Raw genomic sequence first — 21072 nt, forward strand, 5'->3', positions numbered from 1 at the left:
TCATTATTTCGTTATAAATGGACCGGGGCGGCCGGAGTTGTTGTTGGAATCATTGTTGGAATCGTTGCGGGAACCGTTGCGATGGAAATCAAGTGGCTGATGGACTTCCTGTCCCTGGCGGATACGGGAAACTTCTCGCGTTCGGCTGAGGCGCGTGCCACGACCCAGCCCGCCTTCAGCCGCCGCATCAAGGCCCTGGAAGAGTGGGTGGGGGCGTCGCTGTTCGACCGCAGCAAGCAGCCCATCACGCTGACGCCGGCGGGTGAACGTTTCCACCCGGTTGCCGAGGGCGTGCTGCGCCGCCTGTTCCAGGCGCGCGACGAGATTCGCCAGCTGGGGCAGACGACCGAGAACACCATCACGTTCTCGTCCACCCACAGCCTGTCATTGACCTTCTTCCCCGACTGGATCCGCCACATTGAGGAGCAGGTCGGGGTGCTGCTGATCCGGCTGGACTCCAATCAGGTAGGCAACTGCGTTCAGGCGCTGTTGCGCGGCGACTGCCATTTCATGATGTGCCACACCCACCCCTCGGTGGATATTCCGCTGCCCGAGGAGCGTTACCAGTCGGTCAAGGTCGGCGAGGACCGGCTGCTGCCGGTCTCCGCACCGGACGAACACGGCCAGCCGTCGCAGTTGCTGCCAGGGTCGGAGACCAATCCCCTCTCGTATCTGGCCTATGCGGAAACCTCCGCCATCGGGCGCGCGGTGGATTTCATGCTGGCCCACCATCCCGCCCGACCCGTCATGAAACGCGTCTTCGAGACCCACCTGGCGGCCGTGTTGAAGACCATGGCGCGTGACGGGCGCGGCCTCGCCTGGCTACCCGAGAACCAGATCCTCTCGGAGCTGGAAACCGGCAGCCTGCTGGTATCGGGAGACCCCTCCTGGTGTATCCCCGTCGACATCCGGGTGTTTCGCTCCCGGGACCCCCTCCCCCACGCTGCGGAAGCGTTCTGGGCGACGCTTGGCGATACCGCTGCGGCATCGGGCTAGGCCGAGCTTGCATTGGGCCCCGGGGAGTACGCCATGTAAGGTCTAATCTCCATGAGTCGGGGGGCGAGCAGATGACGGGGACTTCTTCGCGGCGTGTCGCCATCCTGGGGCTGATGCTCGAAAGCAACCGTTTCGCGCCGGTGACCACCGAGGAAGACTATCTCAACCGGGTCTATCTGGCGGGCACTGAAATCCTGGAAGACCTGAACCTCCCCGATCCCAAGCTGCCCACTGAGATTCGCGGCTTCATCGGTGCCATGAATGCACACTGCGACTGGACGGCGGTTCCCATCCTGGTCGGCCTGGTCGAGGCCGGCGGGCCGCTGGAGCATGCCTTCTACCAGGCCACCCGCGACGAGATGAAGCGCCGTCTGGAAGCCGCCATGCCGCTGGATGCCGTCTATATCGCCAACCACGGTGCCATGGTCACCACCGAAGAGGACGATCCCGATGGCGAGCTCTTCGCGATGGTGCGCTCCATCGTCGGGCCCGAGGTGCCCATCGTGGCGACGCTGGATCTGCACGGCAATGTCTCCGAGCGCATGGTCGAGTCGGCCGATGCCATTGTCGCCTATCGCACCAACCCGCATGTCGACATGCGAGCCCGCGGTATGGAGGCCGCCGGCATCCTGCTGGAGATGTTCACCGGCATGCGGCCGGAGATGGCGTTCATCCGGCTGCCGTTGATTCCGCCAACCGTCACCTTGCTGACCGAGTCGGGCCCCTATGCCGACATCATCGAGTACGGCCAGGGCCTGATCACGGACGAGATCGCCAATGTCTCCATTCTCGGTGGGTTTGCCTTCGGCGATACCCCCAAGAACGGCATGGCCATTCTCGTGACCGCGAGACACGGTGGTGGTGTCGCGAGGGCGGTGGCACGCCTGATCGCGCAGAAGGCCTGGGATGATCATGAGCGCTATGTGCCGCATCTCGCCTCGCTGGAAGACGCCGTTGCCCGTGTCGTGGAGGCCGGGCGACACACCGACCTGCCTGCCCTCATCCTGGCCGACGTCGCGGACAACCCGGGTGGTGGCGGCAGGGGCAACACGATGTGGATTCTTGAAGCCCTGCATGATGCCAACGTCACGGGCGTCATGGTCGGCGTGATCCACGATCCCGCACTGGCTCACGAAGCCCATGCACGCGGCGAAGGAGCAACGTTCCAGGCCATCTTCAATCGCCACGAGCCCGACGAATTCTCACGCCGATTCGAGGCGACGGCCAGAGTGGCCTGCCTCAAGGATGGGGAGTGCGTCGGGAGGCGCGGCTTCTACGCCGGGCGACACATGAACCTGGGGCCGTCGGCGCTCCTGGTGCTGGGTGGTATCCAGGTGGTCGTGATATCGATCCGCACGCAATGCGCCGACCCCGTCTTTCTGGAGATGATGGGACTGGACATTGCCCGGGCGCGGGCGGTGGTGGTGAAGTCACGAGGCCACTTCCGAGCCGGCTTCGATGAATTCTTCTCCGCCGACCAGGTGATCGAGGTCGACACGCCGGGGCTGACTTCGCCGATCCTCTCACGCTTCGACTTCAGGCACCTGCCTCGCCCCGCCTTTCCCATTGACTCTCGGGTCGATTGGACGCTGCCCGGCTGAGTCCGTCGCGGAAGTGTCTAAGCGTTTTCTTTATCAGGATTGCTGATTCTTTTGACCATGGTCAGGGAAACTGCTGTCTGCCTACAGGGAGCCTTGTCTGTTCCACTATCCTGACAAGAGGGAGTCTATACGCCACCGGCATCGGACTATCATGTCTTTGCATTCGCCACGAGTCAATATTGCCAATAGTCTGTATGTGTGTCTGAGAAGGAAACTTCTCTTCCTACAAAAAGTAGAGGGGAAACGCATGAACAAGTATCTCAAGTGGACCATGGCAGTCGCAGTCACTACAGCGGTGCTGGGCGCCACGAGTCCCGTAATGGCAAAGACCATCAAGTTTGGCATGAATGCTCCGCAGGGTGACAATCCCGAGTGGAACGCGCTGGTCGCCTTCAAGGATCATGTCGAGTACAAGACCGAAGGTGATATCACGGTGCAACTGTTCCCGAGCGCACAGCTCGGTGCCGAGCGGGCATGCGCCGAACAGGTGCAACAGGGTGCTGTCGAGGTCTGCCTGGTGGATACCGGTGCCCTGGCAGGGTTCTACAATGATATCCAGGTGCTTTCGGTTCCATATTTGTTCAAGTCTTCCGCTCATGCCTGGGCCGTCTTCGATAGCCCGTTCTTCAAGAATCTGGCCGAGAACATGCGACAGGATACGGGTATCCGGATCATGTCATGGGGAGAGAACGGCTTCCGCGACTTTACCAACAATGTACGCCCGATTCGTACGCCCGAGGATCTCAGGGGGCTGAAGATGCGTGTCATGGAAAGCCCTGTTTTCATTCGTTTTGTGGAGTCTTTCGGGGCGGCTGCCACGCCGATGCCTGGCTCTGAAATCATCATGGCCGCCAAGCAGGGCGTCATTGACGGGCAGGAAAATCCCGCCCAGGTGAACTACGACTACAACTTGATGGACGTACAGAAATACATGTCCACCGACGAGCACATTCTCGGGATTCACGCCTATATCATCAACGATGACTTCTTCAGCGGCCTGAGTGACGATGAGAAGGCGATAGTGCTGGAAGCGGCGACACTGGCCGCACGCATAGAGAATACCCAGAAGCTTGCCGGGGCCAAGAGATATATCGACTTGATCAGGGACAAGGGAGTCGAAATCCACATGACCACGATGGCCGAGAAAGCCGCTTTCGCGGAAGTCTCCCAGGAGCCGGTGCTGGAGTATCTGAGAGGGCAGGTCGGTGAGGATCTGGTGCAGGAGCTTCTGGACACTGCTGCCTCCTATGAGCCTGCCCTTTATGGCTCCTGAGACGACGGTGGGTCCGTGATCCCATAAGTTGAAAGAGTGGGAAGAAGTCAGTCTCTTTCCGCTCTTTCACGTTGCAGCAGGTGTTAAGACGATAATGATTGATAAGCCTGTTTTGCCCGCCGTCCCGAGTGCTTGCCGAGTCCAGCTGGAGAAATCCACTTTGAAGCACAGGGTATTCAAGTTTGCCATGGGGGTTACCCAAGCCACGGAGGCCATCTCTGCCATCCTGCTGGTCGCCATCATCCTGATGAATGTGGCTCAGGTGTTCTTCCGCTACGTGCTGGTCGATCCACTCTCATGGAGCGAAGAAACCATGCGCTACTCGACTACCTGGATGGTCATGCTGGCCGGTAGTGCCGCCCTGTTCCGGGGAGAGCACATGGTGATCAGCCTGTTCACCAGCGTACGCTCGCCCATCTTTCGCCGACTGATTCATCTTTCCGTGCTGACCTGCATCGCCGGCTTTTGCCTGCTGTTGATGTGGGAGGGTTTCCCGGCGGCCATCAACAACATGCGGCAGATGTCGCCTGCGACCCGGATCCCGATGGCCATTCCCTACATGGCCATTCCCGTAGGGGCTTCGCTGATGCTGCTCAAGGTCCTGTGCCTGATGGTCCTGCCCGAGGATGTCCTGCGCCGGGAAGAAGCCGAGGAGAACCAGCCATGATCGCGATGTCCCTGGCCTTCGTTGCCATGTTGATCATCGGTGTCCCGATCGTGTTTGCGCTGGGCATCGCGGGAGCCGTCGGCCTGTGGGCCCTGGACCTGAACCTGATCACGGTGCCTACGCGGCTGTTCACCGGCATGGACAACTTTGTCCTGCTGGCCGCTCCGTTCTATATCTTCGCCGGGGAGATCATGAACCGGGGGGGCATCACGACCCGACTGATCCGGTTGGCGGGGCTGGTCACGCGTGGTGTGCCCGGTGGAACGGCCTATACCAACGTTTCATCGTCGGTGCTGTTTGCCGGCATATCCGGAGCCGCCGTCGCCGATACGGCCGCACTCGGGCAGATATTCATCAAGGGCATGCCCGAAGAGGGGTATGACAAGAACTATGCGGCGGCGGTGACGATCGCCTCGTCCATCATCGGCCCCATAGTGCCCCCGTCCGTGATCATGATCATCTATGCCGCCGTGACCCGTCAGTCGGTGATCGACCTGTTCGTTGCCGGGATCGTGCCCGGTCTGATGCTGGCCGGGGTCATGTGGCTGGTCATCTGGTGGCAGGCACGCGGTGGGCGACTGCCTCGGTCCAGCTTCAAGGTGGAGAGGCACGAGGTCGCCACCCTGGTCCGGGACGGGCTGCTGGTGATGGGGCTGCCGATCCTGATCGTCGGGGGTACGCTGTCGGGCATCTTCACCGCCACCGAGGCGGGTGGGGTGGCCGTCGTCTATGCATTGATCATCTCCTGGTTCGTCTTCAGGACCATGGACCTCGCCAGTCTCTGGGATGCGCTGAAGCGCAGTGCCAGGGTCACGGCGACCATCTACCTGATCATCGCAGCCGCGACAGTCGTGTCGTATGTCCTGACCATTGGCGGGATCGGCGGCTGGGTGCAGGGGTTCGCGATGCAGTTTGCCGACAACCCCACGCTGTTTCTCATGGTGCTTGTCGGGGTGCTGCTCCTCGTGGGGACCTTCCTCGAGCCGGGAGCCGCGATCGTGTTGATCGTGCCCATGCTGATGCCGGTGACGGCCTCGATGGACATCGATCCGTTGCAGTTCGCCATGGTCGTGATCCTGCCCCTCACCCTGGGGTTGATCACGCCCCCCGTGGGAGTCTGCCTGTTTGTCGCCTGCCGAATCGCCGAGAGTCCGGTTTTTCCCATCTTCCGCGCGGTGCTCCCGTTCCTGGTGGCGGAGATCGGGGTCGTCATCATGCTGGTGTTCGTCCCCGCTCTCTCTTCCTTCCTGCCGACGCTGCTGCGCTGAGGCACACCCACAAGGGGGGCTCGAATGCTGGTGATTTCAGAAGCACATGCCCGCGAGCTGGTGAGCGTCGAAGATGCCATCCTCGAGGTGGAGCGCACCTTCGTTTCCATGGCGAGGGGGACGGCGCGGAACTTTCCCGTGGTGCGTGAGATGGTCGGCTATCAGGATGCGGTCTACGGGGTAAAATCCGGGGGCGATGTGGTGGCCCCGCTGCTGGGCCTCAAGGCCGGTGGGTACTGGCCGAACAATGCCGGAAAAGGCCTGGGCAACCACCAGTCCTCGACGCTGCTGTTCGACCCGGAAACGGGGAGGGCGACGGCGCTCGTCAGTGCGAACTACCTGACCGGCATCAGGACCGGTGCGGCGAGTGCGATCGCCACCCGATACCTCTCGCACCAGGATGCGAGCGTCGTCGGGCTGATCGGTACGGGGGTGCAGGCCGAGTATCAGCTCAAGGCCTCGATGGCGGTGCGGGATCTGGAGCGCGTCCATGCCTGGAGCCCTTCCGCGGAGAGCCTGGAGGCATTCGGGAAGCTGGTGGTCGGTCTGGGGCTGGACTACGTTGCAGAACCAGACCCCGAGGCCGTTGCCCGTCACTCGGACATCCTGATTACGGTGACGCCATCACGCAAGGCGCTGGTGGAAAGGGGCTGGGTGAAGCCGGGTACCCATATCAATGCGATGGGGTGTGATACCCGGGGCAAGCAGGAATTGGCCCCGGAACTGGTCGCTGCCAGCGCCCTGTTCGTGGACGAGGCCGAACAAGCCGTCTCCATCGGCGAGTTCCAGCATGCCTATGCCCGCGGCTTGATCACCACAGAGAACCTGCGCGGCAGCATCGGTCAGGTCATCGAAGGGCAGTGCGACGGCCGACGTGATGCCGATGAGGTCACGATCTTCGACGGCACCGGTGTGGCGTTGCAGGACCTGGTGGTGGCGAGGCTCGCCGTACGCCTGGCGACGGAGCGGGGCCTCGGCATGTCGGTCGACTACTGAGTCCGCGACATCGAGGGGCGCAGCAGCGCCCCTCGGTCACCAGCCATTGATCCTCGGCCAGATGGCAATGATTTCGCAGCCATCCCCCTGCTCGCTGTCGACCAGGTGATACTGGTCGTACATGGCGGCCGTCATGCAGACATGGTTGGGATAGATGCGCAGCCGTGTCCCTACGGGAAGCTGTTCGCATGACAGCTCACCAAACAGCGGAATCTGGCCGTGCTCCTGGTAGACCCTTGCGACCTTCATCGGTGCCTTGAATGGTTGTCCGTCTGCCTTTGTTACCAGTCCAAAGCCGATGTCATTGGGCATGTTTTCGGTACTGCGGTCCTTCGACAGTGCCAGTGCTCCTGCATTGACCAGCAGTCGGTTCATGGCGGCATGGTGACTGCTGACTTCCGCGATCACCGAAATGGCGAGATCATCAACACTGCAGGAGTTGATCTGTGCCTGGAACATATCACCGAACATGTAGACACCCGGGCGTACTTCCGTTACGCCATCCAGTGAGCGCGCGTACAGAGCCGTTGGCGTGGATCCGATACTGACCGTGGCGCATGCAACGCCATGGCGACGAATGCGTTCAGCCGCCGAGACGGCGGTATCACGTTCCGCTTCGGCCACTTCCTCGATCTCGGCAATGGTCCGGCACTGATAGGAGTGACCGGCGTGGGTCATGACACCGGAAAAGGTTGCATGCGAGGCCTCATCGAGGATGCGGGCTATCTCGATGAGCTCCTCGCTGTCGGGAAAGACGCCCGAACGACCCTCACCACAGTCCAGTTCGACTTGCACCCGGAATGTCTCGTCGAGCTCTCGACCCATTGAGCAGATCGCTCGGGTGACCTCGACGCTGTCGGTGATCAGGGTGATGCGTGAACCAAGTCGCTGAATATCTGCGACTCGCGTCAGCTGGTCCGGAATGATGCAGGCCGCGTACTGGATATCCTTGATGCCTTGACTGGCGAAATATTCGGCTTCCTTCAGAGTTGACACGGCGATACCACCCGACTGGCCTTCAATGGCCAGCCGGGCCACATCGATGGATTTAGCCGTCTTCAGGTGCGGGCGAAGCAGTACACCTTTTCTCCTGGCCGTATCGGCCATTCGCCTGAGGTTTCGCACGAGTTTCGCACGATCGAGAATCAGGCTGGGCGTGGGAAGATCGAAGATGGTAGTGGGAGGCATAAGGGATGGCAGACCTCTCTGGTCGCATTCATGAAAGCATCGGAAATCCTCGTTGATAAGCTACGCAGGCCGTGGCCGGTAAGCCAATGCCGGTTTCTCCTAGTGCGATGCCCAGAGCGAAAGATATGCAAGGATGGCCGGGGTCGACGCTGCGTGCGTCTATTGGCCCAGGTCGACCGCGAAGGTCCGGCATGGCGATGAGACCCGAGCGCGACGTCCACAACGGGTGTCCCCGTTTCGGCATCAGGGGAGGATTTTCGTCACATCGATGCAAAATCCTAATATAATATCGGGGTCGCGTGACGCTTGGGCCGTTGCATCGGGCCGGTGGCACGGGCACTCATCCAACCTCACGATGCTTGCCATCGAACAAGGACGCTTCCATGGCCACTCCCGTCTCTCCCCTGATTCTGACCGCCCTGGGCGGTCTCGCCGTCGGCGCTGTCGCCGGCTGGCAACTGAACTCCCCGTCGCCGAGCGATGATGAGTCCCCCGCCGTCGAGGCGTCGCTGCAGCTGGGGGAACGCCAGCGCGGCGAGATCACCTCCCAGAGTGAACTCAACGGCAAGGATGGCAGTCGCTTTACGCGCTACGTGCTGCCGCTCGAGGAAGACACCCTGGTCGAGGTCGCGCTGGGCGGCGCGCTGCAGGGCGTGCTGGCGCTCTACGATGACGAGGAGCAACTGATCGCCGCGGCCACCACGCTGCGCCACCGCATCGACGAAAGCCGCGACTACACCCTGGTGGTCAGCGGCAACGACGCCCATAGCTATGGGCCCTTCGACATCACCAGCCGGCGCATCGAGCTCGACGACGTCAGCAGCCTGGAGGTGCCGTCGCGCCACGACGGCTGGCTGCAGGATGCCCCCGACACCTACACCCTGACCATCGAGGAGACCGGCCTCTATCAGATCGAGATGCGCTCCAGTGACCTGGATGCCTACCTGGAGCTGGAGGGGCCGAACGGCTACCGGCGCGAAGACGACGACGGTGCCGGCGACCTGGATGCGCGCCTCGCCGACTTCCTCGAGCCCGGGGAGTACCGGCTGACGGCGCGCACCAGCTATGGCGAAGGCAGCGGTCTGTACACCCTCGCGGTGGAGCCCCGTGAGCTGCCCAATGCCGATACCCTGCGCAATGGCGGCGAACTGAGTCCCGATGAGTCGTTGCATGGCTGGTTCAGTGGCCAGGGACTGGAGTACGAGCTGGTCCTGGAGAGCGCCGCCACCGTCACCCTCGACATGCGGTCGTCCGATTTCGATGCCTTCCTCGAGCTGCACGGCGATGGCGTATCGGTCAGCGATGATGATGGCGGTGGTGGTACCGACGCCCGTCTCTACCAGCACCTGGCCCCGGGCCGCTATACCATCACCGCCCGCAGCTACAGTCAGGGCGGCAGCGGCCTGTTCGAGCTCGAGGCCAGCGTGCGTGACGCCGACGCGCAGCCCAACGGTGGCGAACTGGAGCTCGACGAACCGATCAGCGCCTGGCTGGCGCCCGGGGTCCGCGACACCTACACCTTCCGCGTGGCGCAGGCGGGGCGCTACCGCATCGACATGATGTCCAGTGAGATGGATGCCTATCTCGAGCTGGAGGGGGCGGGGACCTCGCTCACCGATGACGACGGGGGCGAGGGCCTGGATGCTCGCATCCAGGCGTATCTCGAGCCCGGTGACTACCGGGCGATCGCCCGCACCTACGGCAACAGCGAAGGCGGCAACTACCGGCTGCGCGTCAGCGCCGAGTAAGCCGCTCTGCCGACCAGCAGGGGCGATTATCCCGGTCGCTCGAGAGCCATGAATCATCGAGTTAAGTTGCATTCTCGATTCAGCTTTTGACCCCGGTGAGGCGGTCGTGCTATTGACGAATGTCGCAATGATTCCGCATGCACTTCGATCGATTTCACATGAATAACGCTAATAAAGAGCGACTGGATTGATCGCGCGGGATTCGCCACCGTGGAGTAAGAGTGCCCCATGCAAGTCGCCACCCAGTTCGAGTCTCATGATCATGTCGTCCAGTTCTACGAGGACGAGACCTTCCTTGCCGATGTCGTCGCCGATTACCTGCGGGCCGGGGCCGACGCCGGTGAACGCCTGCTGGTGCTGTTGACGCCAGCGCATCTGGCGGCCGTTCTGCAGCGGCTGGAAGCCGGGGGGCTGGATACCGGTGCGGCCATGGCGAGTGGGCAACTCGAGACACATGACGCCGACCTCATGCTCGAGGCCATCATGCGCGCGGGCATGCCGGTCGAGGCGCTGTTCGAGCGGCATATCCTCGCCGGCATCGAGGCCGCCGGCGCCGCGCCCACCCGCGCCTTCGGCGAATTGGTCGACCTGCTGTGTGCCCGGGGCAACGCCGCCGCGGCGGTGCAACTGGAGGCGCTCTGGCATGCGGCCTGCCATCGCCTGCCGCTGACCCTGCTGTGCGGCTATGCCCTGCAGCATTTCGATCGGCCCGAGGATCAGTCGGCCTTCGACGCCATCTGCGATCATCACTCCCATGTCTTGCCGGCCGAACGCTACAGCCGGCTGGAGTCGCGGCAGCAGCTGCGCGAGATCTCCCGCCTGCAGCAGCAGGTCCAGGCGCTCCACCACGAGCGCGCCTCCCGCCGGCAGGCCGAACAGAACCTGGCCGCCGTGCAGCGGCTGTGCGGCGAGATGCTGATGGAGCTGGCCGACCACGCCCTTCACGATGGGGTGACCGGCCTGACGAACCGCGGGCATGCCCAGCAACGGTTGGCGGAGCTCATCGCCGATCCTCACGGCCAGGGGAGCAGGGTGGCCGTGCTGCATATCGACATCGACCAGCTCAAGGCGATCAACGAGTCGCTGGGCCTGGAGATGGGCGATTACTACCTGCACGAGACCGCCCAGCGCATCAAGCGCTGCCTGGGCGGCCATGGGATCGTCAGTCGCCTCGGCAGCGATGAGATGATGGCGATACTGCCGGGCATCGGGCCGCTGGACGAGGTACTGAAGGTCGTCGAGCGCCTGCTCGACTGGACCGGCAACCCCGTCGAACTGGATGGCCACAAGGTGGTCGCGAGCTGCTGTATCGGCATCAGCCTGTTTCCCGAACATGGGCGTACGGTCAACGAACTGATGCGACATGCCAATCGCGCCCGGCGCCATGCCCAGCGTCTCGGTCGTCGCCGCTACCATGTGTTCACCGCCGAGTTGCGCGACGACGACTTCGATCGCCTCGCCCTGCGTAGTGAACTCCGCGAGGCCCTGCCGCTCGGCGAGCTCGAGCTCTACTACCTGCCCACGCTGTGCGCACGCAGCGGCCAGGTCGTGGCCATCTCGGCACAGCCGCGCTGGCAGTCGAGCCGGTTCGGCACGATGGAATCCGCGCGCTGGATGTCGGTCGCCGAGGAGGCGGGCCAGGCGGCCATCATCGGCCAGTGGGTGCTGGCGAGGGCGTGTCGCCATGCCAAGGCCTGGATCGAGGCGGGCATCGACCTGCGGGTGGCGGTGCAGGTCTCGACCGCCGAGCTGCTGGATGGCGAGATCATCGACCGGGTCGGCGAGATCCTGGACCACAGCGGCTTGCCGGGCGAGATGCTCGAACTCGAGCTGAGCGAGAGCGGCCTGATGCGTGCCCCCCAGCGTGCCGCGGCCATGCTCGAGCGGCTCAAGGCGCTCGGCGTGCGGCTGACCGTCGACGAGTTCGGCAGCGGACACTCGATCCTCGGGCACCTCAACCGCTTCCCGATCGATACCATCAAGCTCCACAAGCCGTTCATCGCCGGCTGCCTCGACACCCCCCATCATCAGGCGATCATCGGGTCGATGATCGGCATGGCCCATCAACTGGGGCTGCAGGTCATCGCCGGCGGCGTGGCGACCCGGGAGCAGGCCGACTACCTTCGCCAGCAGGGGTGTGATCTCCTGCGGGGGCCCCTCTGGTCGCGCATGGAGTACCGCGACGCCCCCGACGACCAGGCCCCGGAGTAGCGCCATCGTGCCGGGACCCGGCACGGCGTCCGCCTATCTGGCATCATCGGTGGATCGCCTGACGGACAATCGAGGAGCCGCCCCATGAGACTGCAACACGCCACCTGGCCGGAGGTGGAGGCCTATCTCCAACGCGCGACGGGCATCATCGTGCCCATCGGCTCCACCGAGCAGCACGGGCCGAACGGCCTGGTGGGCACCGATGCGATCTGCCCCGAGGCGATCGCCTGGGCGCTGGGCGAGCGGCACGGCGTGCTGGTGGGGCCGACCCAGGCCATCGGCATGGCGCAGCACCACCTGGCCTTCCCGGGGAGCCTCACCCTGCGCCCGAGCACCCTGATCGCGGTGCTGCGCGACACCATCGTCTCGCTGGCGCGCCATGGCTTCACCCATGTGTTCTTCCTCAACGGCCATGGCGGCAACATCGCCACCGTGAACGCGGCCTTCGCCGAGGTCCAGGCGGAGCGCAGCCTGGAGGGGCGGAGTGGCGAGCTCGAGCTGGCGCTGTTCAACTGGTTCGCCGGGCGGCGCGGGCGCGAGCTGGCCGAGTCGCTGTACGGCGATGCCGAGGGCAGTCACGCCACGGCCTCGGAGGTGTCGCTCTCCTGGTTCGCCAGGCCGGAGGCGGTGAAGCAGGTGCCGATGTCGCCGCGGGTCGCCCCGACGGGCAGCGCCCAGTGCGATGCCGACGAGTTCCGTCGCCGCTTCCCGGACGGCCGCATGGGCTCGGATCCCTCGCTGGCCAGCGTCGAGCACGGCGCCCGCTTCCTGGAGGCGGGGGTGGAGGACGCCTGGGAGGCCTATCGGGCCTTCATCGGCCAGCCCTGAGCGTTGCCGCCCCCCGGCGCCTCGGAGACCCGCCCCCTCGGCGGGTTTCCTGCTATCGTGGCCTGCCGTTTTCACGACCGTGTACCCTGCCCAAGGAGGCCACCATGCCCATCGTTACCATCCAGCAGTTTCCCCGCAGCGTCGAGCAGAAGCGCGAACTCGCACGGCGCATCACCGAGGCCTTCGCCGAGGCCTACGGGGCGAAGGCAGAATCCGTGCAGGTGTTCTTCAGCGAGGTCGACGGCGAGAACTGGGCCAAGGGCGGGGTGATGGGCTGCGACCGGGAAGCCGGGGCGCGCTGAAGCCCCCGGCGACGGCCGGGACGAGCCTAGGGGCGCTCCGCCGCGGCCGCGAGCTGCCGGTCACGCCACAGGCAGGCGAACATCCACAGGAACACCGGCACGTTCATCAGCAGGCCATAGAGCAGCGGCACCAGGGCGATGGCCGGTTGCTGCAGGATCACGAAGGCCACCATCATCGCCACGCCGGCATTCTGCACGCCGACCTCCACGGTGATGGCCCGCACACTGGCGTGGGGCAGGCGCAGCCGTCGTGCGAGCTGCCGGCCGAGCGTCATGCCCAGCATGCACAGCAGCAGCACCGCCAGGGTCTCGAGGCTGAGCAGGGCCGGCAGCCGTTCGGCATGGCTGACGAACAGCGCGGCCACCACCGCGATCATCGCCACGCCGGTGAAGACCTTCACCTTGGGCAGCAGCCACGCGAGCCAGCGAACGGGCAGTGACCGGCGCAGCAGCATGCCGGCCAGCACCGGCAGCAGGGTCACCAGCAGCAACTGGCCCACGGTGTGCCAGTAGGGGAGCGCGAGGCCCCGGGCGGTCAGCCCGAGCAGTTCCAGGTTCCAGCCCATGACCAGTGGCAGGGTGAAGGGGGCCAGCACCGCGGCGATGGCGGTCAGGCTGACCGAGAGGGCCAGGTCGCCCTGGACCAGGTAGCTGAACATGTTCGAGGTCGCCCCGCCCGGCACCAGGGCCACCAGCAGCAGCCCGGCGGCCGCCAGCGGCGGCAGGGGCAACAGCAGTACCAGCCCCCAGGCCAGCAGCGGCAGCGCCAGCATCTGCAGGCCGGTGCCGAGCAGTACACGGCGGGGATGCCGCCAGGTGCGGACGAAGTCGGCTCCGGTCAGGTTGAGGCCCATGGCCATCATCACGCTGGCCAGTACCCAGGGAAGTACGACCTGCGACAACCACTCTGCGGACATCCTGCCTCCTTGCGCGGGACCCTGCTGCCAACACAGTATGACCCATGCCTCGGGGTGCCGACGATCGGCATCCGCGACGTCAGGGATGATCATGCGATGAGCAAGACGGCAATCTGGTGGCAGACGCTACGCCCGCGCACCCTGCCGGCGGCATTGGGCCCCGTGCTGCTGGGCCAGGCGCTGGTGGTGCCCGGCCACTTCTCCTGGCCGACGGCGATCCTCTGCCTGCTGTGTGCCGTGGCACTGCAGCTGGCAGTGAACCTGGCCAATGACCTCTTCGATGGTCTCGCCGGCGTGGACCGACCGGATCGCCTGGGGCCGACCCGGGCGCTCCAGGCCGGCCTGCTGAGTGTCGACGAGTTGCGCACCGGGCTGGCATTGACGCTCGGTATCGCGGTGGCGACGGGGCTGTGGCTAGCGCTCTTCGGCCATTGGCTGCTGTGGGTGCTGGGCGGGCTGTCGCTGCTCGGTGTGCTCGGCTACAGCGGCGGCCCTCGACCCTACGCCAACCTGGGACTCGGGGAGGTCGCGGTCTGGCTGTTCTTCGGGCCGGTGGCGGTGCTGGGCAGCCTGCTGGCCCAGCGGAGCCCGATTCCCGCTCATGCCTACCTCGCCGCGGTGCTGATGGGCCTGCCGGTGGCGGCCATCCTGGTCGTCAACAACCTGCGCGACCGCCATACCGATGCGCGTGCCGGCAAGGTCACCCTGGCGGTGCGGCTGGGCGAGCGGAGAACCCGCCTGCTGTTCGCTACCCTGACGGTGGGGCCGCTGCTGGCCAGCCTGCCGCTGCAGCTGCCGCCGTGGAGCTGGCTGGCCTGGGGCGTCACCGGCGTGGCCGCACTGGGCCTGAACCGGCGGATATGGCGCTGCGACGGTGCGGCCCTCAATCCGCTGCTGGGGCAGACGGCACTCTTCTCGCTGGTCGTGGCCGGCTGGCTGGGCCTGCGCTTCGTCCTGGCCGTCGCCTGAGCGTGGCCTGGATCACGGAGGTCCCATGGTGATGCGTTTTCTCGTCGGGCTGGTGCTGGTCTATGCCCTGGTGGTGTCGCTGGCCTGGGGCTTCCAGAGCCGGCTGCTCTACCTGCCGCACCTGGGGCGCGAGCATGTCGGCACCCCGGCGGACCTGGGGCTGGCCTGGGAGCCGGTGACGCTGTCGACCGAGGATGGGCTGAGCCTGGACGCCTGGTGGATACCGGCGGACGCGCCCCGCGCCAGCCTGCTGTTCTTCCACGGCAATGCCGGCAATATCTCCCATCGGCTGGCGTCGATCGCACAGTTCCACCGGTTGGGGCTTTCGGTGCTGATCCTCGACTACCGCGGCTACGGGCGCAGCGAGGGCAGCCCCTCCGAGGCAGGCACGGCGCGGGATGCCCGCGCCGGCTGGCGCTGGCTGGTGGAGGAGGCCGAGGCCCCGCCCGGGGAGGTCGTGCTGTTCGGCCGTTCGCTGGGGGCGGCGGTGGCGGCGGAACTGGCCAGTTCCCTGACCGGCGAGGCATCGCCGGCCGCGGTGATCCTCGAATCGCCGTTCCGCTCGGTGCCCAAGCTCGCCCAGCGCCTCTACCCCTTCCTGCCGGCACGCTGGCTGGTGCGCTTCGACTACGACACCGAAGCCTACGTCAGGCGCATCGCGGCGCCGCTGCTGGTGATCCACAGCCGCGAGGACGAGATCATTCCCTTCGCCGAGGGCCGGCTGGTGTTCGCGGCGGCCGGCGAGCCCAAGCGACTGCTGGAGATCCGCGGCGGTCACAATACCGGCTTCGTCGACAGCGAGCCGGACTACTCGGCGGGGATCGATGCCTTCCTGAGCGAAGAGGCGGGGCTGGAGCGGCCGTAAGCCGGCCGCTCGTCGTTCGGGAAGGGGCCGCTGCCGAAACGGCTCGGCAGGACGCTACCCGGCCACCTCGGCGTTGTGGAAGACGTTCTGCACGTCGTCGAGGTCGTTGAGGCTGTCGAGCAGCCTCTCGAACATGGCCACGTCGTCGCCCTCGACCGGGGTCACGGTCTGGGGCACGAACTGGATCTCGTCGACCTCGAAGTCGAGCTCGCCGAAGGCGTCGAGCAGCGCCTGCTTGGCCTTGGCGTACTCGGTATGGGGGGCGAAGACGGTGATGCGGCCGTCCTCGTTCTCGATGTCGGTCACGTCGACATCGGCCTCCATCAGCGCCTCGAGGGCGGCTTCCTCGTCGCTGCCGGCGAAGGCGAGGATGGCGCAGTGGTCGAACATGTGGCTGACGCTGCCCGGGGTACCGAGCTTGCTCTTGGCCTTGTTGAAGCAGGCGCGCACGTCGCCGAAGGTACGGTTGGGGTTGTCGGTCAGGCAATCGACGATGACCATGCAGTTGCCGGGACCGAAGCCCTCGTAGCGGGCCGGGGAGAAGTCCTCGCCGCCGACGCCGCTGGCCTTGTCCAGCGCCTTCTCGATCACGTGGCTGGGCACCTGGTCCTTCTTGGCGCGCTCGATCAGGCCGCGCAGGCTCAGGTTGCCGGCGGGATCGGTGCCACCCTGCTTGGCGACCACGTAGATCTCGCGGCCGTACTTGCTGTACACCTTGGTCTTGGCGGCGGCCGTCTTGGCCATGGATTCCTTGCGGTTCTGGAAGGCCCTACCCATATCATTGTCCTGTTGCGTCTCACACGAGGCTGGATTCTACGAAACCGCACCGGACGCGAACAGGGATATTTTGCTCCCGGCCCGGGTGGCATGAGGCGAGGCATGGCTACACTGGCGATAGTCTTCCCGAGATGATTTCCCCCTTGCCGGAGCGCGTCATGGATCATCACGCCTATCGCCACGCCCTCGCCGCGCATCTCGCCGCAAGCGAGCTGCCCTTTCCCCCCGCCGAGTTCGCGGCGCGCCTGTCCCGGGTGCGTGGGGCCATGGGGGCGGCGGGGCTCGAGGCGCTGCTGCTCACCGACCCCGCCGACATCTTCTACCTGACCGGCTACCACACCTTCGAGGTCTCGGTGCACACCTGTCTGGTCGTCTCCAGCGACCGCCTGGTGCTGCAGGTGCCCTCCATCGAGACTGGCCCGGCGGTGGTGACGGCGACGGTCGACGAGATCCTCGGCTACCGCTGGGAGGGTGTCGAAGAGGTGATCGAGCCGCTGACCGAGACCCTGGCACCGTTCCATGCCATCGGCCTGGATGCCTTCGGTGCCGGCTTGCGCCACGGCGTCATCCGCGAGCTGCAGGCACGCCTCGGCGCCGGGCGCTTCAGTGACGACGGCGGCGAACTGCTTGATCGTCTGCGCATCGTCAAGTCGCCGGCGGAGCTCGACTGCCTGCGCGAGAGCGCGCGGCTCACGTCCGAAGGCCTGCGCGCGGCGATCGCGATCATCGCGCCGGGTGTCACCGACAACGAGGTGGCCGCGGAGGGCAGCCGGGCACTGCTGGCGGCCGGCAGCGAGTTCATGAGCCTGCAGCCCATCGTCACCGCCGGCCGCCGCATCAGCGTCATCCACGTCAACCACAAGCGTAACGTGATCGGCGAGGACGAGCCGGTGTTCCTCGAGTTCGGCGCCGCCTTCCAGCGCTATACCGCGCCGATGATGCGGACCGCCGTGGCCGGCCGGGCGAGCCCGGAGATGCAGGCGCTGCGCGACGTCTGCCGGGCGCTGTATGAGGTGCTGCTGCGCGAGATGCGCCCGGGCACTAGCTTCGACGCCGCCGCCCGGGCCGCCGAGGCGGTGCTGGCGCCCCACGCCGCCCGGGTGTTCCACTCCGGGGTGTTCGGCTATGCGGTGGGCGCCCAGTTCCCGCCCAGCTGGGTCGAGGGCACCGGCTACATCGCCCGGGGCCAGCACCGCGAGTTCGCGGCCGACATGGTCTTCCACCTGCCGCTCTGCCTGCGCCTGCCGGGCGAGTGGGGCATCGGCCTGAGCGATACCGTACGGGTCACGCCCGAGGGAGGCGTGCCGCTCACCGACAACGACTGGCGGCTGCATGAGTGGGAGGACTGACCGACTTCGGCACGGGTGCGTCGCCGGCGCCACCGGCTGCAATCGTCTGATGGGTGGCTACCGGCTCGCGCGGCGTTTCTTCGATGAGCTGGTGGCCCCGCTCAGGGAGGCGGCTCCCCCTCGCCGGCGACGACCTGTACCGTGGTCGACAGCGTCATCGGGCCGCCTTCATCCTGGGCGAACTCCAGTTCGCCGAACAGCGCGGCGTAGCCCTCGTTCGGTCGTGGCAGGGTGATCGTGAAGGCATCGCCATCCGGCTGCATCGGCCGGGGCTCCCAGCGTGCCTCGCGGAAGTCACGCTCGGGCGCCCGGGCGACCCAGGCCCGGGCCTGGGCGGGGGCGGGACTCGCGGTGACCCGCAGCGTGACGTCATCCCCCTCGTGGTGATAGTCCCACTGCAGGTCGGGCAGCGGCCGGCCCTGGGCCGCGTGCCGGTGGAGGGCGCTCAGGGTCGGCACCAGCCGGCCGACGTCGCGGGCCCGGTGGCCCTGGTTGGGCAGGTAGAGCACGTAGCGCGGCTCGGGCAGCGCCGTCCAGTAGAGGTTCAGGGCATCGACCGGCCAGTAGGCGTCGTTGGTGGCGAGCACCAGCAGCTTGGGCTGGGTGAGGGCGTCGCGGTAGTGGTAGGGGTCGACCAGGGCCTGGAGACGGCGGCCGGCCGCGCTGGCCAGCTGCCGGTCGAGGCCTCGCTCGGTGTAGTCGGCCAGTTGCGGGGAGAGTTCGCCCCATACCGCGCGCTGGTGGTCGAGCTGGGGCTCCATGTCGAGGATGTCGAAGACCATCGGGGCCAGCGCCGTGACGCGTGCATCCACCGCGGCGGTCAGCCAGGTGGTCCAGCCACGCTTGGAGGCGCCGGTGACGGTGAAGGCCTCGATGGGCTGTTCCCAGCCGTGGCTGAGCGACTGCAGCGCGTCCATGGCGCGCACGGCGCTGTTGACCATGGGCAGCAGCAGCGGCCAGTCGCTGTCGTCGGGATCCTCCAGGAAGCGCGAGAAGCTCAGGGCGATCAGGGCGTCCTCGCTCAGGCCGTCGAACAGCGGCTGGAAGGGCACCTGGCGCAGCACCGCCACCGGGGTATCCAGTGCCCGCGCCAGGGCGACGAACAGCGGGGCTTCCCGGGGTGGGTCGTGGGACGGTTCGCCCTCCCGGGGCCAGGTGCCGCTGCCGATGAACAGCAGGGCCTGCGAGGCGCCCCGACCGCCGGTGGGGTCGATGAGCCATAGCTGGTGTCGCCACTCCGTGTCGCGCCAGCGCTGGGAGACCAGTCGTATCAGGGTGGTGTCGGTGCCGAGCAGCTTCGCCTGCCGCTCCACCCGCCAGGCGAAGCTGTCGTCGGGGGTCGCGACATAGGCCGCCAGCGGGGAGTCGGGCGGCGGCGTGGCACTCTCGGCACCGGCGTTGCCGGCGGTCATCAGGGCGCTGCAGCAGAGGGCCGCGAGCCACAGTCGTCGAGGAGTTCGCATCGCCGCTACCTGCATCGTGGGGCCTGCCCTTGAGCATAGGCCGGGAAGGCGGCGGGCGAGACGCCCTACAGGAAACTCCGGACAACGGAAAGCGCTCGGCGACCTGGCGATGCCATCCTGAAGGAGAGGGCCCGTCCCGAGCGGACGGGCCCTCTGTCGTCACGCCGTCCTGGCCAGCGCCGCGGGGGCGATGTTCTGGTTCATGCGGAACAGGTTGTCGGGGTCGAAGCGCTGCTTGAGCTGCTGGAGCCTGGCGTAGTTCTGGGCATAGGCGCTGTCGACGCGGCTCTCCTCGTCCTCGGTCAGGAAGTTGACGTAGCCGCCGCCGGTGGCGAATGGCGCGGTGTCGCGGAAGACCCCGCGGGCCCAGTCGCGCACCTTGTCATCGTCGGCGGCATCCTGCCAGCGGCCGTGGACGTTCATCACGAAGTTGGCGTCGCGTCCGGCGTAGGCGGTGTCCGTCTCCGCGACCTCGCCCATTGCGCCGCCGAGCTGGGCGATGAAGGCCTCGCACTCGGGGCCGGGCAGGTTCGAGGCGCCGTGGATCAGCGCGTCGATCAGCTCATCGCCGATCTCGGCGAAGTTATGGGACTTCCAGTAGTTGCGCGCGCCGGGGGTCAGCAGCGGGTCGAAGGCGGTCTGGAAGCCGGCATAGGGCTGCGTGCCGAGCATGCTGCCGACCGGCTCGCCGAATTCGAGCACCCTGGCCGCCAGGCGCTCGCCCTCGTCGGGGTCGCCGTTGTGGACCAGCGCGAAGACCACGACTTCCTTGCCATGGATCGATTCGGGCAGGAAGGGCAGGGGCGGGGCCTGGCGCAGTACCGTCCAGACGCTGAGTTCCCGGGGGGCGCCGGCGGCGAAGTCGCGCCAGGCCTGCAATACCCGTCGCGCCTGGGCGAAGGGGTAGACGACCAGGCCGGCGTAGACCTGGGGCCCCACGGGGTGGAGCCGGAACTCGAAGGAGGTCACCACGCCGAAGTTGCCGCCGCCGCCGCGAATGGCCCAGAACAACTCGGGCTCCTCGGTGGCCGAGACGACCCGCAGTTGGCCGTCGGCGGTCACCACGTCGGCGGAGAGCAGGTTGTCGATGGTCATGCCGTACTTGCGGGTCAGCCAGCCGAAGCCGCCGCCCAGGCACAGGCCGGCCACCCCGGTCGTGGAGTTGATGCCGAGCGGCGTCGCCAGCCCGACGCCCTGGGCCTCGTGGTCGAGGTCGCCGAGCAGCGCGCCGGCGCCGACCCGCGCCGTGCGCTGCTCCGGGTCGACGCGCACGGTGCGCATGAGCGACAGGTCGATCATCAGGGCGCCGTCGGCGACGGCGTTGCCGGCGATGTGGTGGCCGCCACTGCGCACGCTCAGCAGCATGCGGTGGGTCCGGGCGAAGTCGACCGCATGGCGCACGTCCTGGGCCCCGAGGCAGCGGGCGATGAGCGCCGGGTGGCGGTCGACCATGCCGTTCCAGACGCGACGCGCCTGCTCGTAGTCCGCATCGGCGGCGGTGAGTATGCCGCCACGAATGCCCTGGGCGAGTGCATCGAGTTCATCGGGCGACAGCGCGGCGCGGCTGCCGTCGAGGGTCTGATAGGTCAGGTGTTGCATGGGGTTCTCCTTGTCGATCATGCTCGCAACGGATGGGGGAGTGATGCTGCGAAGT

General features: G+C 66.3%; 18 protein-coding genes. 13 read left to right on the forward strand and 5 right to left on the reverse strand.

Translation table 11 applies throughout. From position 1 onward, the window contains the following. The first annotated feature begins 81 nt into the window (after positions 1-81). The 6 genes from C1H66_RS00615 (at position 82) to C1H66_RS00640 (ending at position 6801) form a co-directional block, all read left to right on the forward strand. A complete protein-coding gene (locus tag C1H66_RS00615; RefSeq protein ID WP_170064049.1) occupies positions 82-996 on the forward strand; it encodes a LysR family transcriptional regulator in 915 nt (304 codons plus the stop codon). 71 nt (positions 997-1067) lie between these two features. Beyond that, positions 1068-2597, forward strand: coding sequence for a M81 family metallopeptidase (locus C1H66_RS00620; RefSeq protein WP_102625983.1), 1530 nt, complete (start codon positions 1068-1070; stop codon positions 2595-2597). 247 nt (positions 2598-2844) lie between these two features. Continuing rightward, entirely contained in the window at positions 2845-3870 is a 1026-nt protein-coding gene (locus C1H66_RS00625; protein ID WP_170064050.1) for a DctP family TRAP transporter solute-binding subunit, read from the forward strand. Between the two features lie 28 nt (positions 3871-3898). After that, positions 3899-4537, forward strand: coding sequence for a TRAP transporter small permease (locus C1H66_RS00630; RefSeq protein ID WP_205738607.1), 639 nt, complete (start codon positions 3899-3901; stop codon positions 4535-4537). Then, on the forward strand, positions 4534-5805 hold the full coding sequence (locus C1H66_RS00635; RefSeq protein WP_102625985.1) for a TRAP transporter large permease: 1272 nt from the start codon (positions 4534-4536) through the stop codon (positions 5803-5805). Before C1H66_RS00630 ends, C1H66_RS00635 begins: the two co-directional genes overlap by 4 nt. A gap of 24 nt (positions 5806-5829) precedes the next feature. Continuing rightward, entirely contained in the window at positions 5830-6801 is a 972-nt protein-coding gene (locus C1H66_RS00640) for an ornithine cyclodeaminase family protein (RefSeq protein WP_102625986.1), read from the forward strand. A gap of 36 nt (positions 6802-6837) precedes the next feature. Here the strand turns inward: C1H66_RS00640 and C1H66_RS00645 are convergent, their stop codons facing one another. After that, positions 6838-7989, reverse strand: a complete 1152-nt coding sequence (locus C1H66_RS00645) for an alanine racemase (RefSeq protein ID WP_102625987.1) — start codon at positions 7987-7989, stop codon at positions 6838-6840. Between the two features lie 383 nt (positions 7990-8372). On the opposite strand from C1H66_RS00645, the gene C1H66_RS00650 reads away from it, so the two are divergent. The 4 genes from C1H66_RS00650 to C1H66_RS00665 all read left to right on the forward strand — a co-directional run bounded on the left by C1H66_RS00650 (position 8373) and on the right by C1H66_RS00665 (position 13078). After that, positions 8373-9737 (forward strand): hypothetical protein, encoded by a 1365-nt coding sequence (locus C1H66_RS00650; RefSeq protein ID WP_102625988.1) that lies wholly within the window; start codon positions 8373-8375, stop codon positions 9735-9737. 228 nt (positions 9738-9965) lie between these two features. After that, entirely contained in the window at positions 9966-11948 is a 1983-nt protein-coding gene (locus C1H66_RS00655) for a putative bifunctional diguanylate cyclase/phosphodiesterase (RefSeq protein WP_102625989.1), read from the forward strand. Positions 11949-12032: 84 nt separating this feature from the next. Then, the gene (locus C1H66_RS00660; RefSeq protein ID WP_102625990.1) at positions 12033-12776 is read left to right on the forward strand and encodes a creatininase family protein; all 744 of its coding nucleotides are present in this window, start codon (positions 12033-12035) and stop codon (positions 12774-12776) included. Positions 12777-12862: 86 nt separating this feature from the next. Next, on the forward strand, positions 12863-13078 hold the full coding sequence (locus C1H66_RS00665) for a tautomerase family protein (protein WP_479723832.1): 216 nt from the start codon (positions 12863-12865) through the stop codon (positions 13076-13078). A 26-nt stretch (positions 13079-13104) separates the two neighbouring features. On the opposite strand, the gene C1H66_RS00670 is transcribed toward C1H66_RS00665, so the two are convergent. After that, positions 13105-13995, reverse strand: coding sequence for a bile acid:sodium symporter family protein (locus tag C1H66_RS00670; protein ID WP_102625992.1), 891 nt, complete (start codon positions 13993-13995; stop codon positions 13105-13107). Between the two features lie 96 nt (positions 13996-14091). Here C1H66_RS00670 and menA point away from each other — a divergent pair, with 96 nt between their 5' ends. After that, on the forward strand, positions 14092-14964 hold the full coding sequence (gene menA, locus C1H66_RS00675; protein WP_102625993.1) for a 1,4-dihydroxy-2-naphthoate octaprenyltransferase: 873 nt from the start codon (positions 14092-14094) through the stop codon (positions 14962-14964). A gap of 25 nt (positions 14965-14989) precedes the next feature. Continuing rightward, the gene (locus C1H66_RS00680) at positions 14990-15829 is read left to right on the forward strand and encodes an alpha/beta hydrolase (protein WP_205738608.1); all 840 of its coding nucleotides are present in this window, start codon (positions 14990-14992) and stop codon (positions 15827-15829) included. A gap of 54 nt (positions 15830-15883) precedes the next feature. Here the strand turns inward: C1H66_RS00680 and C1H66_RS00685 are convergent, their stop codons facing one another. Then, positions 15884-16606 (reverse strand): YebC/PmpR family DNA-binding transcriptional regulator, encoded by a 723-nt coding sequence (locus C1H66_RS00685; RefSeq protein WP_102625994.1) that lies wholly within the window; start codon positions 16604-16606, stop codon positions 15884-15886. 158 nt (positions 16607-16764) lie between these two features. Here C1H66_RS00685 and C1H66_RS00690 point away from each other — a divergent pair, with 158 nt between their 5' ends. Beyond that, on the forward strand, positions 16765-17955 hold the full coding sequence (locus C1H66_RS00690) for a M24 family metallopeptidase (RefSeq protein WP_102625995.1): 1191 nt from the start codon (positions 16765-16767) through the stop codon (positions 17953-17955). 101 nt (positions 17956-18056) lie between these two features. On the opposite strand, the gene C1H66_RS00695 is transcribed toward C1H66_RS00690, so the two are convergent. Then, positions 18057-19418: a PhoPQ-activated pathogenicity-related family protein gene (locus tag C1H66_RS00695; protein WP_170064052.1), complete on the reverse strand. Its 1362-nt coding sequence runs from the start codon at positions 19416-19418 to the stop codon at positions 18057-18059. Between the two features lie 159 nt (positions 19419-19577). Then, positions 19578-21017 (reverse strand): FAD-binding oxidoreductase, encoded by a 1440-nt coding sequence (locus tag C1H66_RS00700; RefSeq protein WP_102625997.1) that lies wholly within the window; start codon positions 21015-21017, stop codon positions 19578-19580. Positions 21018-21072 lie beyond the last annotated feature (55 nt).

This window comes from Halomonas heilongjiangensis, from assembly GCF_002879645.1.
GTDB classification, from domain to species: domain Bacteria; phylum Pseudomonadota; class Gammaproteobacteria; order Pseudomonadales; family Halomonadaceae; genus Halomonas; species Halomonas heilongjiangensis.